Source organism: Clostridium sp. AWRP (assembly GCF_004006395.2).
In the GTDB taxonomy this organism is placed as follows: Bacteria; Bacillota; Clostridia; order Clostridiales; family Clostridiaceae; genus Clostridium_B.
The window spans coordinates 1,179,869-1,197,976 of record NZ_CP029758.2 but is presented as its reverse complement, the minus strand read 5'-3'; the positions used below and the strand labels follow the sequence as shown (position 1 = coordinate 1,197,976).

Annotated in this window: 11 protein-coding genes; all 11 read right to left on the bottom strand. The window is 32.4% G+C overall.

The window, feature by feature from the left end; all coding sequences use genetic code 11:
* Nucleotides 1-40 precede the first annotated feature (40 nt).
* Genes DMR38_RS05440 through DMR38_RS05390 form a run of 11 tightly spaced genes read right to left on the bottom strand, consistent with a single transcriptional unit; the run spans nucleotide 41 to nucleotide 18,106 of the window.
* A complete protein-coding gene (locus DMR38_RS05440; RefSeq protein WP_127720348.1) occupies nucleotides 41-8,512 on the bottom strand; it encodes an LPD38 domain-containing protein in 8,472 nt (2,823 codons plus the stop codon).
* 15 nt (nucleotides 8,513-8,527) lie between these two features.
* The gene (locus DMR38_RS05435) at nucleotides 8,528-9,508 is read right to left on the bottom strand and encodes a hypothetical protein (protein ID WP_127720347.1); all 981 of its coding nucleotides are present in this window, start codon (nucleotides 9,506-9,508) and stop codon (nucleotides 8,528-8,530) included.
* Nucleotides 9,509-9,528: 20 nt separating this feature from the next.
* Entirely contained in the window at nucleotides 9,529-10,941 is a 1,413-nt protein-coding gene (locus tag DMR38_RS05430) for a hypothetical protein (protein ID WP_127720346.1), read from the bottom strand.
* An 11-nt stretch (nucleotides 10,942-10,952) separates the two neighbouring features.
* On the bottom strand, nucleotides 10,953-11,204 hold the full coding sequence (locus tag DMR38_RS05425; RefSeq protein WP_127720345.1) for a hypothetical protein: 252 nt from the start codon (nucleotides 11,202-11,204) through the stop codon (nucleotides 10,953-10,955).
* Nucleotides 11,205-11,217: 13 nt separating this feature from the next.
* Entirely contained in the window at nucleotides 11,218-12,954 is a 1,737-nt protein-coding gene (locus DMR38_RS05420) for a hypothetical protein (RefSeq protein ID WP_127720344.1), read from the bottom strand.
* Nucleotides 12,955-12,969: 15 nt separating this feature from the next.
* Complete coding sequence (locus DMR38_RS05415; RefSeq protein ID WP_127720343.1) at nucleotides 12,970-15,612, bottom strand: DUF6273 domain-containing protein; 2,643 nt, start codon at nucleotides 15,610-15,612, stop codon at nucleotides 12,970-12,972.
* Nucleotides 15,613-15,655: 43 nt separating this feature from the next.
* Nucleotides 15,656-16,072 carry a hypothetical protein gene (locus DMR38_RS05410; RefSeq protein WP_127720342.1) on the bottom strand — a complete coding sequence of 139 codons (417 nt, stop codon included), beginning with the start codon at nucleotides 16,070-16,072 and terminating at the stop codon, nucleotides 15,656-15,658.
* Nucleotides 16,073-16,086: 14 nt separating this feature from the next.
* Nucleotides 16,087-16,641, bottom strand: coding sequence for a hypothetical protein (locus DMR38_RS05405; RefSeq protein WP_127720341.1), 555 nt, complete (start codon nucleotides 16,639-16,641; stop codon nucleotides 16,087-16,089).
* Nucleotides 16,619-17,143 (bottom strand): hypothetical protein, encoded by a 525-nt coding sequence (locus tag DMR38_RS05400; RefSeq protein ID WP_127720340.1) that lies wholly within the window; start codon nucleotides 17,141-17,143, stop codon nucleotides 16,619-16,621. Before DMR38_RS05400 ends, DMR38_RS05405 begins: the two co-directional genes overlap by 23 nt.
* 13 nt (nucleotides 17,144-17,156) lie before the next feature.
* Nucleotides 17,157-17,702 (bottom strand): hypothetical protein, encoded by a 546-nt coding sequence (locus DMR38_RS05395; protein WP_127720339.1) that lies wholly within the window; start codon nucleotides 17,700-17,702, stop codon nucleotides 17,157-17,159.
* Nucleotides 17,702-18,106: a hypothetical protein gene (locus DMR38_RS05390; protein ID WP_127720338.1), complete on the bottom strand. Its 405-nt coding sequence runs from the start codon at nucleotides 18,104-18,106 to the stop codon at nucleotides 17,702-17,704. The genes DMR38_RS05395 and DMR38_RS05390 overlap by 1 nt, the downstream gene beginning before the upstream one ends.
* Nucleotides 18,107-18,108 lie beyond the last annotated feature (2 nt).

Here is an 18,108-nt window from a genome sequence, read left to right as displayed (position 1 = left end):
ATAAAAAAGACTATTTCAGCCTTTATGATATAAAAGATTGCTACTGCCCAAATTGTGCTGGTTGCATTGATTTTCCAGTGGATTTTTTCCTAGTAGATTTTTTCTTTGTATTTCCAAAAAATGAAGTACCACTTCCAAAACCTGTACTTTGCGTATTGTTACTTTGTGTATTACTGCTTCCTACATCTCCGGCACTTCCTGTACTGTTAAACTGCTTTATATATTGAGTAGCTTCAAATTGAAGCTCGTTAATCTTTCCTCTCTTAACTGCTGCCGATAAACTATCATCTGAATAAATGGCCTGTTCTTTTTTTCTCACATCACTTAAATATTGTGATGCTTTATTGTATTCATACTGCTGGTTATGCAGTTGTGAAAGACCATCAGGTAAGCTGATTACTTCTTTTGCAGGATTTTGAATAGGTGTAATATCATTTTTTAAAGCCCTGCGCCAATCACTATCAGACATATCGGGATTTTCAGCTTTAAATTGTTTAACAGCTTCTTCGTATTTTGAATCAATATCCTCTTTAAGTGAATAAAAATCATCAATGATTCTTGGCTGTGAATATGGATTAACCAAAAATCCTTTTAAACCTGGAATTTGTTCCAGTGGACCGGCTGGTTTTTCATTTTTAGCACCTAAAATAGCATCAATAGCATTTACAGCATACTTACCTAATCCTGCCGTATATCCTTGAATTGTATTGTCTATTTTTTTAGGAGATAGGCCACCCTCTGTAAATGTAGAAGCTAATTTTCCTAAATCTTTAGCTAACAAAGAGGTAGAAGCCGAATATCTTTGGTAAGCTGGAAGATTCTTATCTCCTTCATTTTCAAGTGGAAGACCAGTAAAGAAACTCTTATTTGCCCACCACTCAAACATAGGTTGAACTGCTGCTGGTATTGCCCCTGGAAGCATATTTTCCAAAAAGTCACTTACCCATGATTTCATAGCCTTTGGATCATTGCTTTTAAAATAATCTAACGCTCTTTCAGGTAAACTTCCAAAAATTATACCTAATTCAAAAGGTTTAGGAACACTTATAACATGATCTGCAGTAGGTATGTTCCAGAATAAATCCTTTCTCCATAGTGGAAGTTCCTTAATTTTATCATCATCATGGTACATAGACCATAGTATAAGTGACGGCAAGGTTATACCTATTAAAGCTTTGATTAAGGCTGCCGTTCTAGTTTTAGGATTTCTAAATGTCCTTATCATTTTATCCTGGCCTTGTACTGTGGCATTAAAGAAAGCAATTACCTTATTAGCACTTTTACCTGCTGTCCCACTTCTTTGAAAGTCTAGTGTTAAATCTCTTGTACTTAATCCTAACTCTGATATTCCCTCTCTTGAATTGCCCTCTTTATTTAATCCTTTAGAAAAATGTCCTAACCTTGTAGCTTCTTCTGATAATGACGAAATACACCTAAGAGGTTCTAGTGGATTCTTTAAGAAGTCTTTTAAGATTTCTAATGGTTTACCTTTAGATAACACACTTCTTACACCTTTAGCTAAGTAATCCCTATCCATAGATACAAAATCACTTTGAGCTCCACCACTGTTTAACCATAATTGGTACACTTCATCCTTTTTAAGTACATGAGATAAACCTTTTATAGTATCCAGTATAGGTATAAAATGATACTTTGAGTATACGGAAGCATCCATTGCATCTCTAACTAAATTTCTAAGTGCAAATTCAGGATTTAAGACTGCTCCTGCTCTTAATGTTTTAGTGGCAATATTGGCAATTCTAAATATTAAAACACTACTTTCTCTATTTAGTCCCATAACTGCATTGTATATATCAGGATCAAGTTGATATAATTTAGGCTTGCCATTAAAAGATACTGTTATAATATTTTCTGCTGCATTACCTTTCATTATTGGTCTAAATACTGCTACTACTTTTTCTAGGTCAGAATTTTCAATATCAAACCCTGCACCTTCTAGTTGATTTTTAATTTCTTTTAAGCCAAATTTAGTTACTGAAAACTTAGGTGTTACATTCTCAATAAATTTACCCATGCCTTGATTTTCTCCTGCAAATTTAACTAAACTTTGTGCTACTAAATTTCTTTCAGATAAATTAGTGAAATAGTAAGTATTTTTAACTATACTCTCTATTGGATCAACTATACTAGCATTGCTACCTCTCATTTTTCTAACAGGACTTTTAATATTGCCAAAGGTACTTCCAGTATATTTATTAGCACCTTCTTCATTGTCCAAAATTCTGTAAAATGGGACATAGTCTTTATTAAGTTGCTTTATCTTATTATATTGCTCGGTACTCATTAAACCGCCATCTACAAGTCTTTTGAGTATCGCATCTTGATAAGTTTGTAGTTCTTCATGTGCTTTTACAAACTCTTTATTTTTACCATATGTCTCAACTACTTTTTCCGCATCCATTAAATCAAAGCCTGTCCTTATTCCTTGTCCTTCTTTTTCAATAACTCTTTTTGCTATAATATATTTCCTGAAATTGTCCATATAATCTGCTTTTATAGGTTTTAATATTTCATTCAAACCTTTCGACACTTTAATAAGTCTACCATTAGCATTATAGTTATAAACTCCATATTTAATAGCTCCTATAGCTTTACCACTCCAGCCTCTAAATAACCAAGCCATTCTAAAAGGATCACTTTGTATACTTTTTGGTGTGCCTTGCTTAACTAAATTCTCTAGTGGCCTTAATTCATCTACCCAGGTAGTATAAAATTTATCAAAAGTAGAGTTTTTAATATCCTTCATTTTTTCTTGTGTCTTTTCTTTAACAGTTTTTCTACTATCTCCAAAATTCACATTAGATAAAATTCTACTACCTGGATCAGCATTTTGATATTCCACATAGTGCTTTCTAAAAATATTAAGTGCCTTTATTAGTTTTCCATCTAATATTTTCTCAAACATATTGGTAAATGTAACATTACCTAAATCCTCACCAGTTAGATATTTTCTAACGAATTCAGCTATTCCCTCACTTCTTTGTTCCTCAGTATTTAGTTTTTGTAACTTGGCTTGCTCTTCTCCCAAATTCATAACTTCTTTATTAAATTTAGAATTACTTTTAACTAAATCATTTATTCTATATAACATATCAAGATGATGACCAATCTCATGTGATAAGGTTGGTATGTCTTCAGCTAATTTAGTTCTGATGACCTGTGGTTCTTCTTTATATATTCCTGAAGCTTTACGTTTATTCATTCGGCCAACTCTAGCTGGTATATCTAATTCTTTTATAAGACTATCTATAATTTGTTTTCTGGGTAATGTTTCACCTGTGCCACCATTATTTAAAGTTTTTCTATCTGGTGCAATATAGGCTTTTGTTCCAGTAGATTTCTTAGTTTGTGTTTCTAAAACCTTATCTTTAAAGTATTTATCCAATATTCTCTTAGAAGAATATTCAGCATTACGAGTTAACTTCCTTTGCCATACATTATTAGTAGGTGAAAAGTGCCATCCTGTACTTTTTAATTCTTTTCTAACTTCTTCACTAGGTTTTTCATCAAATTTTATTTGAACTCTATCAGCGTCAAAATTTCTAACTATTGAAGCACCGTCATACTCTTTTATGGTTTCTTCACCCGTCTTAGCCTCGGGAACATTTGTAAGTTTTTCTTTTGCACTTTCTACAGCTCTCCATATCCCATTAGTTGAGGAAAATACAGGCTTTTTAAGGTGTTCAGCTTCTGTTTTTTTAATAAAGTCCAATACCTTACTAACAATTTCTACATTACCATTATTAAGGCTTCTCATTAATTTACCTCTTAATCCGTTTCTAAACAATGAAGGACTGTAAAATTCTTTGCCACTTTCAATACTTTTTAATACCTCTATGGTATTTAAAGCCTCTTTTTTAAGCCTTTCATATTCAGCTTCATCTTTTTGATCGTCTGACATAGCACCAGTAATTTTTTTCTTTATACTTGATTCAGCTTTTTTCTGCCAGTTTAAAAATTCAGTTATTCTTTTATGTTCTGTATTTAAAGCTTTTTCATTCCTAGCTTTCGGAAATCTAGCAGGACCGGTTATCATGGAACTCAAGGTCCTTGATTTAGCATCTAATATGGTATTCATATGTCTAATGTAGTTGTCTTTATATTTATTTAGTTCACTTTCTAAAACTGCCTTTTGTTCAGGGGTTTTAGCTAATTTTAGCATTTTTATATATATGTCTTTCATGGAATTGACATAACTAGTTTGCTCTTCTTCTGCTCTTCTTTCAGGATCAAAACTTATACCTCTATAAGCGTTATATGCTTTATCGTAATTAATATCGTGTTTAGATATTGTATCAAGCCATGTAGATTTTTTTGATACGTTATCTTCTTTATTCTTTACTCCACTTATATTCTCATAGTTTTTAATCCTATCCATTACCTGGCTATCAGTTAGACCATGACTGTTGTTTTTTACAATTTCATATACCATAGCTTGATTATGGTTAAGTCCATATTCCCTAGCTTTCAAATAATTAGTTTTATTTAGTTCACTCATGCCTTTAAAATCATCAGCATTAGTTTGAAATTCAGGTACGTTGCCAACTAAATTTATATAGGTCTTTTTACCTTGGGGAGCATCCCCCATAGCACCCATAACCATATTACCTATTCTTTTACCCTGTCCCTTGGTTTTACCATTGCCCCAATCCACAGTATTTTGAGAGGGTTTATATTTATTAAATAGAGGTGTTTCATCTATAGCTTTAAATAATTGATTTTTAGTCATTGAACTTACATTAGGCTTGACTTCTAACGGAACAACCTTTTTCTTATCTCCAAAATGTCCTGTGCCAGTTTCTCCATTTTTAAATATCGTGTGTTTCATAATATTATTACTTTTAGATTTAGTTGTTACTAGAACCAATCCATTTTTATTGATAGAAAATTCAGGTTTATTATGTCCTAATTTCTCTGCTCTTTCACTTAAAACTTGAATCTTTTTTTCTTGCTCTGGAGTAACCTTGGCTAACTCTTCCTGGTGTTGTATCTGTTGATTTGCCTCTCCTGCATTTTTTTGAACTCCTGTTCCTGTTCCCGAAGTTTTATTGCCAGTAGCACCTTGTCCCTGTTTTTCATCACTTAAACCTCCTAATAAACTTTGCTGGCCTTCTATTTGATTATTATTTAATTTATTTAAATAACCACTCTTATCCACTAAATCAACTATTTCTTTACTAGCTCCCTCTGCTGCTTTAACATTGCTCATACCCTGTTCTATCTTAATTGCATACTGATTTAATATATCATTAATAGGATCGCCTGCTTTATTCTTACCCCGATCCACTAACTCTAAGCCTTGCTTAACTAAATTTAATTGTTTTTTATTGGCTGTATCGTTTAGTACATTACCTTTTTCATTAAGCAAACTTGCTTTTTTCTTATTTAAAACATTGTTAAAAGCTGATTTTTCACTTCCCAAAATTGACTTAACTTTAGATATAAGTTTTACTTTATTCTTAAAGTTATTTTTCAATATAAACTGTGAGCCACCCAACATATCCATTTGCTGTCCTGTAACCGGTGCAGCTTTAATTTGGTCTATAACCTCTTTTAATTCCTGGTCTGAAACGTGCCCTTCACTTTGAATATAATCCATACTTGCATTTTGATTGACTATATTTTTCTTATTATCAGCCGGGAAAGCTTCACCAATCATGGATGCTTGACCATCCTTTATCTGTTTATTTACAACTTTGTTCCAAAGTCTATCATTAAGTTTTGATATATTATAGCTCTGTTTAACAAATTTATCTGTAGTAGATAATCCCAAGTTTCTTATATCTTCTAAGTTATATCCTCCATCTCTGAAAACTTGTGCTGCATCTTTAGCACTTCCTTTACCTTCTCCTATATTCTGAAGTGCTCCAATTTCCCTTGCCTGTTTATCAGTTACACCGTCCTTTTCTTTAAGCACCATAGCATTTACATAAGGTGTTTTAGTTCTATTTGCAAGTTCTACCCTATGATGGCCATTTACTACCCAATTCCTACCGCTTTTATCTTGCCATACAGTAACGACTCCTGCTTTAGTGTGGTCAAATCTATTTGTTCCTTTTAATTCATTACTAGCACCAGTCTTGGAATTTGTGTCTTCCTTAAATTGAAATCTTTGTGGATCAACACCTATTAATTTCGTTGAAATTTTCTTAATATTATCTGGAATTTCATCATTTTTAATCTTTTCTACATTATCATTAACCTTTTGAACTGCTGGCTCTTGACTATTTTGTACTTCTTGTTGAATATTATTTTCTTCCTGCACAGGTACTTCTTGTGAAATATTATTTTCTTCCTGCACCGGTACTTCTTGTTCACTAGAAACATTATTGCCTAAATATTGAGGATTTAAATTATTAAAGCCTTTAATTCCTATCTTAATATCCTGGCCACTCTTATGTTTTGCTGTTATTAATTTACCGTCATTATCCTTTATAGTAACTATACCTAAATTTTTAAGTTTATATTTTTGCCCTGATTCTATAGTTTTAGGTCTAATTGAAGGTGTGTTTATTTGCTGTTTAGGGACTTCTACAGAGATGTTATTTTCTTTAGGTGTCTTTGCTACTTCCTCTTTCTGTGGGACCATTTCAGTGGCATTTTCTGCGGTATTTTCTGCCTGTGGGATTGTTCTAGTGGTATTCTCTACTTGCGGCTGTTGATTTAGATTATTATTGGGAATTAAATCCTGCTGTGGTGGTGTATTATTTGCAGGTGTATTCAATGTATCATCAACATTAGCCTGATTTCTATTTTTCATATTCAATAATTTATTGAGTTCAAAACTTATATTATTAAGTTTATTCTCAATTTCTGGAGTAACTTTGCCACCATTATTTTCAATAAGATTTTTAGACATATCCGTCAAAGTTTGAATTCTCTTATTTAGGAAATCATCTGAATACTTAGGCTGTGGTACTTTATTCTCCGGTGCTATAGGCTGTGGTACAGTAGGCTCAATATTAGTGCTTTGCGGCATAGTTGTTGTGTCTGTAGTCTCTGTATTATCTATATTTTGCAGTATATTTTGTAGTCTATCTGTATCTTCACCTGGCATAGTTGCAGTATCTTCTTCTCCTGGCTGTGTATTTACTGGATTTTCTGTATTTAGAAGATTGTCTGTATTTTTGTGTATACCATTGTAGAAATCAGCCATAGCGTCATAAGTTTCGTCTGCATTTTTAGAATTGTCCATAATCTTTTTCAATTGAACAGTCCATTTAGGTATCATTTGGCCTCTATATGGTACTTGTTCATAATATATAGTTGGCTGTGTTTTTACATCTTCATAGTGGCCTACAGTTCCAGTGGGATCGTCTGGTACAAACTGCTGTTCAGTATTATTCTTATACCAAATACCACTATCAGGACTTACTTCTTGAAAACCTTCGTTGTTAAGCCTCTTTTTCTCAAACATATTGCTAACTCTAGGCATTACTTCTTCATTTAATCCCTTTGCTGCCATACCAAATATTGCCCCACCTAAATAACTGCTAAACAAGTCTTTTGCAATATCGGTACTAGAGGGCTGTTGTATATTGGAATTGCCACTATTTACAGCATCCTGCGCACCTGTAAGTCCTGCCCATTCTAAACCTGTTTTATTAGCCTGTAGTCCATATTGGAGGGCATTATACACTGGTGTGGAGAGTTCATCTATTGAATTTTTCCCTAGTTTATTAGCTACAGCATTTCTTATAGGCTGGCTTATGAAATTTTCCACTGGTTTTCCTACAGCTTTTTCTAGTCCTTCTCCTATACTTCCTAGACCACCTTCTGGATTAGCCGCAAGTCCCATTCCTGTACCAATCCAATCGGCAACAGTGTTTGCTATATTGTTTCCTGTATCTGCACTTTTTACGTCCGTACCTTCTCCTTGATTAAACGTTGCTGTCTGTCCTGCTTTTTCACCAACTCTACTTAAAAATTGACCTATAGGGCTATTAGCCATATTTTGATATAAATTACTTTCTCTAAGAGCATCCTCGGCTTTTGTAATAGGTGTAAATATACCCGTATCCACATTATCATTTTTATATTTATCTGCAATATCACTAAAAGTATCCGATATGGCCTTTATTGGATTAGGTGTATCTTGTTGCTCACTAAATCCCTGAGTAACATCCTTTAGACTAGAGTTATTATTGCTTGTATCAAGATTCTTTCCGAACCTTCCTAATGCACTGTTATTAAGCCAATCATTTATTTTACTAAAAAAACCGGGACTGCTTTTTAAATTATCAGTCCCGGCATCATAATTACTTACGGTTTTACCTGGCGTACTTGCAGGATCATCCACCCACATATTACTTATATCGCCTAAATCACCTAAATTGCTATCCTCGTTTTTAGTTGGTATTGGTTTCCAATCTGGAAGGTTTACATTATCTGAACCATTTGAGCTACTTGAAAAATCACTTGAACCATCTGAATCCGTATCATCATATTCATTTTTCTTCTTTTTTATAGGTTTCCAATCTGGTAAAGTCATTTATATGCACTTCCTTTACTTTTTAGAATACTGCTTAGAACCTAAATCTTTTGACATAGCTATATAATAATTCATAGCATCATTTGGTGTCATACCGGCCTGTGTCATTTGTCCTATTACTCTTGCCTTATTAGATTGTAAGTAGGATAAAGCATCTTTAGAATTATTAAATTGACCATATATTCTGCTATATACATCAGTTGCAGCATTTGATATTTTGGCGTTGACTGCGCCTTGTGATGTGTTATAATTCTTCTCGTTTAAATTATTAGCGAACGCAGAATTGCTTGCATCAAGATTATACTTTTTCAAATTCAAATCATTATTAAATTGTGAATTAGATTTATTTAAATTGAATTGTTGCTGCCAGTTACCCTGATCTACACCTTTCCAGTAGTTATTATCATTTAATTGTCCTACTGCATTATTATAATTAAGCTGCTGCATATAATAGTTTCTATTATTCGCTAATTCACTATCATATCTATCTAGGTCCTTATCTTTTAATTTATCTGCTAAGGCTTGCAAATCATCTAATCTATTCGCTGCCATTGTATTTTGCTGGTTCTGTTCATCCATATTTGCATTTGCCTGTTGAAGTGCTACATTATTCAAAGCTGTTGTTTTATCTCCCTGTATTCCTGCCAATGCTCTATTATTTATAACGTCTGCCTGTGCTAATCCACTTGTTACTATTGAGCTCCTACCTAGTCCTCTATTTAAAGCATCATTATTTAAGTTATTTTTTGATAATTCATTATTTAAGTTTTGACTAGCAACAGATTTATCATAATTGGCCACAATTTGTCCCTTTGAATTTTCTAGGTTAGATAGGTTATTTGCTAAAGTATTTTGAAGTCCTGTAACCTTTAAATTATAGGAAGGATCATATTGACTCTGTGCTTTAGCAGCATATCCGCTATCTGGTAAGACTTTTGTAAGTGGATTTTGCAGCGCAACATTGCTTAGTCCTGAATATGTTGTGTAACCTGCCATATTATCATCTCCTTATTCCATCAATATAGTTTAGTATAAGGAACATCTACCTGTTTATTTGTATATGAAACCTTGGAATCATCTCCAGCTTTAAACTCTATACAGTGCTTATCTCCTGGAATATCTCCTTCAGCATTACTCCTATTCCTGTAATAAATTCTAAAATCATATTTATAGTTTTTAATAAAAGCATTAATAACATCTATGATATTTTGAAAATGCTTACTGCTTAATGCTGTCATATCAACATCAATCTTAGATAGCGTGGATACTGTAATATTATTAATGTGCTCTATTACTGAGTTATACTCTTTCTTAGAAAAATATCTATATTTACCATTTTGAATTCTATCGTTTTTTATTAAAGTTTCAATTTGCTCTTTTTCGTCTGCGGTAATTGATACAGTTGGATTAAGGTCATAATTATAACAATCTTTATCTAAAAGTATAGTTGTAGCTGCACTTTTAATAAATTCATCTGACTTTCCCATATATTCATACCAGTTTACAATAAATAGTTTAATGTTAATCCACAAAGTATGTATAGATTTATTGAGTAAAATTCCATTATTGTAATTCGGTGTTGAAATACCTATTGATTTTTTAATATCATCTAAAACGCCAGAAAATGCCGGCTTTTTTATAATTTTATATTCCAAAACATAAATAGGAGAAGTTATTTTGCCATTACTATCAACAGAGTAACTACCACAGCTACCAACATTATTTTCATTAGAATACCATGTACCATATTTGTCAAAAAGATTGCTAATATAGTCATATTTACTTTTATATAGATCATACTTTTTGCCATTTATAGTTACTATATCATCTCCAGCTTTACACGCTGTATTACTTATTGATGAATACCCTTTTATTGCAGAATCGGGTACTTCAAAACTACATTTACCCCCTGTATTAGAAGCTAAATTGCCGCTCATGAAATATTTATTTTTAGTATTAGAATAATAGGGTATAAATTTACGTATAATTTCTAATTGCTGAAGAAGTGTAAGCTCTGTACTTGTATCACAACCATATGGTGATAACCAAAGATTAGGATAATTGAGTTCGCCCGGATCTGAATTTCTAGTATATACATTACCATTATAAGCGTCTACAAATGTTCCCATAGTGCCATTATCTGAATATGCTTCAATTTCATTATCTGGAAGCCATGAGCTTGGGTAAGTACAAAATACAGCCATATCAACCATAGCTGTTCCTGTAGGTGAATAACACCTAAGACTTCTGTAAACTTCATCTCCACTTAATGTTTTTACATTTTGCTTACATAGTATAGGAATAGATAAACTAGGATAAAATTCAAAATTTGCGCCTAAATTATTTACCTCAAAATAATAATATTTGCCATGAATTCCATCTTTCTGGTATTCTAAATCACCATATTTTATACCTAAAATATCAAACATTATCTTATTACCTATAACGTTGGAAGATTTATGTCTGGATCATCAGCAAAATAGGCATAAGTTGGCGCAGGTGGTTCGTCTGGTTCTTCAATATGAAATGGTTGAGTTGTTTGAGCTTGTTCAGGTGATTCTTTAGAAACGGAAGAAGTTGTTACTGCCGCTACCTTTTGAAATATTTTCATAAATAAATATTTAAAATTATCATTTATGTTTTTTATATCTACCGGATCAGTCCCAGTTATATTCTTTCTTGAATAATCCATATATAAGCACCTCTTAATCGTATTCTGTTTCATATGTTATCTGCATATCTTTTAACTTGAATTTTGAACCCTCTACACTAGAAAATGAAAATTTAAGTGTCCTACCTCTATTTCTTATTCTTTTTTTAAACATTTTTTCAGTTGAGGGTAAAGGAAGCTTAACAGTCTTTTTCTTGCCTTTCTCATTTTCTATGCTTATTTGAATTTTACCATTTCCACTACCTAAAAAATACATTTTTTCAGTTCTCTTTACTGCATTTGAAGCTCCAAAGTTTAACTTTCCTGTTGTCCAATTTGCTTCATATCCATTAGTATTAAGGTCCTCTGACTGAAACATATTATAAACGCCTGAATCATTGCTAAAATACATATTTCCGTTAAATTCTATAAAATCATTTATTTCTAATCCTCTTATAAATGTAAAATTGCCATCTTCCGTATTGTATTTAATTAAAAGATTATTAGTTGTTGAATTTCCTTCAGGGACCGCAAGATAATATTTATTATCATAAAAAATACCTACTGCATTTTTAATATAGTCCTGATTAATGTTTTTCCATGTGTCTCTAATCTTTTGACTAACAAGATTTGCAGATGTTCCGTTGAACGCATATATACCTTCTTTTGATGCAAAATATACAGCAGAAGGTCCTGATACTATACTTCTATCAGATATTGCACCTGTTGTGCTGCATACCTGTTCCAATTCATAGTTACCTGGATAGGTTCCAAATATTCTAAAGATATTTCTATTCTTAAAAACAAATAGATCTCCGAATAAAACTTTTAGGCCTATGATTATACCACCATCCCAGGTAGGAACATCAATTAATCCTCCATGCTGGTTGGCTTCCCCTTCATCAATAGGTATAGTCCAATCGTCTATGTCTAAATCTTTAGAAAAATACACTCTATTAGGAAAATCTACATCACCAGCAAGCCATACTCTTTCATGGTTTAACTCAATCATGCTCCCCTTCGGAGGGCTTTCAGTAAAAGTCTGTGGTGCAGTAACACTTTTCGTAATCATATCCTCTGTAACAGGAAATTGAATAAACATAACAATTACTTTAGGTCCGCTAGTCATTTTAGTAGTGATCGTATGACCAGTAGTTGGATCATAAGTATCAACACTAGGATAACCTTTTTCAAATAAAGTAATAACCTCTCCAACGTAAGTTTCTAGTATATCGCTTTCACTTGCATATGGTATGGCATCATAAGGAACAGGCTGCCCACAATCATAGCCTCTCATATCAATTGACCTTCTAATATATATAGAATTTACGTTATCTACAGTTGGAAAACACTGTACTTTAATTGAATTTTCCTTACTTCCTCCACCTATTCTCACAATTGTTTGTGGTTTAAGTGGAGGTATATTAAGAGTAGTTATATTTTCTATTCTTCTATTTTCAAGATTTCTGTAAGAACTTCCATCATAAACTTTAACTGAGGTAATGCCATCTCCAATCAACATTACCTCAGTATCTCCAACTTGATAATTTAAATAATCTGAATTAGTTTCTAGGGGCATTAAAGTTGTACTGCCATTTTTAAAAAATTTAGCAAGTCTAACTATATTGCTTCGTTTTAAAACAGTAGAAGGTTCCTTTATAGTAGATAAAACGCCACTGTCTATGTCTATATTTTGTGCTTTACTCGCTTCACTTGCATCTAAAAGAGTTTCATCTTTATACTCATTTATTCCATTAGAAAAATTAAAGCTTAATAAACTTTCTTTATCCATAAATTCATCACCCTTTTATGAATTTAAATCTTCTATTACTGTATATTTTGCTTTTTCAGTTGTAACTCTGCTATCTGCTGTAATTAGTTCTAAGGCGAATTGATGTACACCTAATGTGGCCGTATCTTTTTGTGTTAGTTTGTATTGGACTACACCATTTACGGCATCTACTATTGTACAAACGCCAACATTGTTTTTATTATCAATAATAATATTTATTGAATTTCCTACTAAATTAACGCTTTCACCATTTGAAGCTATAGTAATATTAAAAACAACTGCCCCGAAGTCATTTTGTGTTACTTTAATAAGATCATTAGTAACAGCATACATTAAATCCATTTGAATATCATATTTTTTAACAGCCTTATTTTGAAAATTAACAAATAAAGATATTCTCTTGGTATCTATTCTAAAATTTTGAATAAACTGATTAATTCTTTTGGTATCTACACGCGTAATTTGAATTTCTTTAATTTTTCTTTTAGTATCTATGTTAATAGTTTGTGCTGGGCGTACTTTTCTTTCTGTATCAATTGATATTGATATTGAATTTTCAGACCTTCTTAATGTGTCAAATGTACTTGTATTTAACTCTATGACTTTTCTTTTAATATCTGCTGCAATTGTTTGAATAGATTTTAAAATCCTTTTAGTGTCTGCCTTTGTACCTTCACTATTTGTAATTTCTCTTTTAGAATCAGTGGATACTTTTAATGAGTTAGCTATTTCTCTTTTAGTATCTGTTGTAACACTCTGAGGTATTCCTGGAACAGTTACTATTCTCTTAGTATCTATTCCTGAAGGAACCGCTAATGTATATGCACCATCAGAATCCTTAGTGTTAGATACTAAAGCAGCATCACTTATATTTAAAGCAGGACGAACTCCAAAACTACCGGTATTAGCATAATTTTCAGCAAGAGAACCATCATAATGAACCTCCCTACACAAATAAGGAGTAGAATAATCTGGAGTTCTTAACCACCAATCCCAAGGTTCTACATTTGGATCTTCTATATTAGGTTTATCAATAGATTTAGTATTTAAAATTGCTGCTTGTGTAAGACCGGATGGCCTATTAGATTCTGTATTAAATAAAGCTAGTATGTTTCCTTCTGCAATACTATTTTCATTTGCTAATCCAACCTCTGTATTAGACAATAAAAATACTTTATCAGTTACAACTTCGCTACTGCCTCCATCAGTTGCCATATTTTTTACAACTTTAAGGTCCGTATCTAATATACTTTTCAATTCGTTTGAACTAAATGAATTTAAAAATCCTTTTTTAGTATCATATCCTGTTGGGCAAGCTTTACTATCTTTGGAAAAATTATCATCAATTGGTGAAGCATCATAACCATTAGCATATGTAGTACCGTCTGTAGTACCATCTTCTAAATTCTGTGGTGTAAACCATTCACTTGCTGCACCGCTAGAATTTAACCATTGTCTTAAATTTGATGTTCTATATCTGTTACTACCATAATTTGACCTACCGCCATATTGGTTTCCGGCTTCTTTCCCATCAAATCCTCTTAAATCAATTACCTTTTCTGCTACCAATGTTACTGAATTTGCAGGATACCCAGTATGGTTCTTATCTGCAACTACCCATACGATAGGTTCTTCTGTTTCAGATTCAACCTGATATTTACCTAACTTAATTTTATCGCCAACTGATAAATTACTTATTTTATTAGACGTTCCTGAAGAAACTTCTACTATTCTTTTAGTATATATTGTAACAGTCTGAGGCGTTCCTGTAGGAATTTCTAATGTGTACGCCCCATCAGAATCTACATCATCAGATACTAAAGTAGTATCATTTATGTTTAAAGAAGGTCTAACTCCAATAGAGCCAGTATTAGCATAATTTGCAGAAAGAGAACCATCTGGAGCAATAAAATTAACTATAAAGGGATCAGTTTTAGGAGTTCTTAACCACCACTCCCAAGAGCCTGTCATTGGGGAAGGTATACCAGTAGCTTTAGTATTTGAAATTGCTGCTTGTGTAAGAGGAGCTGTCTTATAAGCTGATAATGCACTAAATAAAGCCAACTCGCTTCCTTCTGCAATGCCACCTTCATCTGCTAATCCAACTTCTGTATTAGACAATAAAAATACTTTATCAGTTACAACTTCACTACCTCCACCATCAGTTGCCGAACTTTTTACAACTGTAAGATCAGTATTTAATATACTACTTAATTCATTTGCACTAAAACTATTTAAAAATCCTTTTTTAGTGTCATACCCTGTTGGGCAAGCCTCATCATTTCCATTACAAAAATTTGCATCAATTGGTGAAGCATCATGATTATTAGTGTCTGTAGTACCATCTGTTAAGTTTTGTGCTGTAAACCATCCACTTGCTGCGCCACTAGAATTTAGCCATTGTCTTAAATTTGATGTTCTATATCTGTTGCTACCATGACTTGCCCTCATACTATTTGAGTTTCCGGCTTCTGCTCCGTCAACTCCTCTTAAATCAATTATATTTTCTGCTACTAATGTTACTGAATTTGCAGGATACCCAGTATGGTTTTTATCTGCAACTATCCATGTTATAGGTTCTTCTGTTTCAGATTCAACCTGGTATTTACCTAACTTAATTTTATTACCAACTTCTAAATTGCTTATTGCCTGAGACAATTATAGTCACCTCCAATCTACAAGTCTACAAGTAATTTAGTGACTAAGGAACTGCATTTATTGTTGCATTTACTACTAAATCTACACTTGTATCATTTGCTGGAGTTTCTGTATTTGAAGCTTTTGCTTTTACCCAAAATAATGTATTTGTAGTACCTATTACACTTGATATAGTAAGAGCCGATCCATAAGTTCCGAAGCTTCCTGCTACCCCTGCGTTATCTGGTGCTAATGCCCATTTATCTGCTGTTGTTCCTGTAGGGGTTATTACAGCATTACCGGATGAATTATATCCAGCATCACATCTTATAGCTAATTTTATCGCTGAACTTTCTTCATTGTTTGTTGCATTTAAAGGTCCTACGATTATTGGTGCAGTTTCAGTTCCTTCAGATACCTGTGTCCCATCCGTTCCTCCACTTGTTACAGATCCTTGATATACATGAATTAAATTTGCCATTTATAACATCTCCCTTATTTTTTATTGCTTTCTTGTATATTGGGTTGGTCACTGTTTATTTCTGTTGTTTCTGCAAGTCCCGTTATTGCATTAAATTCATTTAAACACATAGTTGCTGCATTAAAATCTTTCTTGAATATAAAATAGTAATAAGCTGCATAAGAAGCTAACGCGATATGATAAGCTGCTTGTATAGAAGGTTCCTTTTCATCATCAATACCATAGACTAAATCAACTGGTATATAATTGTAATACATAGTTAGATCCCCTACCACATCAAGATTGGTCACCAGCAATATATCACTTTCACTAAAATAATCATTCGGACTTAATCTTCCACCATCAACACCTTCTTTTTGAAGTAAAACAAGGTTAATAAAATCTACTGGAAGTGATACAGGTACATTTAATTCTGCAGTTATAGGAATTTGCTTAGTCTTTTTATTCTTTATAGCAATTATTTTATACCCTGCATTAATACCACTTATTACAATATTGGTTATCTGCCTATCACCTTCATGCTCCCCTATTCTGTTTAATGCAAATTTAAATATTTCTTTGAGTTTCATTTGTTCCATCACCACCTACTAACATATTGAATTCATTTAAAAGCATTTCTGCAATATCAGGCTTCCTTCTGTAAACATAATAAGTATAAGAACCATATACAAGTAAAGCGTAATAATAGCTTGGACTTATATTAACTGTATCCGTATCATTTGTTAATGGTTCTGGATAATTAGCATAGGTAAGCGTTATACTGCCATTTTGAGCATCTCTTGACCTTATATACAATAAGTCAGCTATTATTTCATAGTCTAAAATTGATAAACGGCCTATCGAATTATGGTACAAACTAACAACTTCTACAAAATCATCTGGAAGTTTATATCCGTCTACATAACTAAATATAATATTTTTAGTTCTTTTATCTGCTTTAGCTGCAATTAGCATATATCCTTCATTTATTCCATTCTTGACCATTTGAAGTATATCGTCTTCAACTTCGTCTATAGGATCTTCTTCTACTCTATTTAAAACATCTGATATAGCATCTTTAAAAGTTGACAATTATATCACCGTCCTATCTCCATAACAGAGCAGGTATTCTTTTTTTATTTGCATTGTCCTGCCTTTTTGCCATAAAATTAGCCTCCTGTGCTAATGTATTGGCTGTACTCATATAGTTTGATGATTTATTAGGATCATCTTCTATAAGAGATAATATATAAAATATTAAAGGTCTTAGAAATAATGGATTTATATTTATAACTTCATTTTGAAGGAGCCTAATGTCTCTTGTCTGCTGTAAGTTTGGTTTAATAGTAACTATCAGAGTATAATTTCCTATATTTTTGAATTTTATAGAGTTATTCAGCATTTGAAAATCATAATATTTCTTGTTATCTGCGTCTAATACCTTAGATATTCCAATATAATCTACTGGAATCTCATAGTAAGTGTCAGTATCAACGCAACTTATAGTAATTTGTGATTTCAATATCATTCTGTCATAAATACTACTAAAAAAATCTATAGCCTCATTTATCCTACGTCTTATTGTTGCTAGATTTAATGGCTTGTTGGTTTTACTTAAAATTTCCTTGTAAACATCCTTTACGGTACTCATTAAGACACCGCCTTTTTAAAATATTTACTATCTTCGTCTATAGTTTCCTTACTTTCATGAGCTTTTACATACTTGTAAATATTCCTGGAAACTGTTTCTGTAACATCTTTAAGTTTTTTATCTCCATCAATTCCAATCTGCTCATTTTTCCTGTCCATTTGGGCTGTAATATTTTTTATATATTCAATTCTTGTTTCTCTCACCATTTGTAAGGTTCTTTCGTCTAGCTCATTCCAGGGTATTGATAGGCAAAATGTATTAAATGGTTGATCCTTGTGGTGTACTTCAAATTGTCCTATAGAATGATTTCTTACCACGAAATAGCCTTTATCTATCTGCTTTAATCTTTGTGGTATATTGCAGGTACTTGAAGTTATAACTTCTCTATCTGTATCTATATACATAA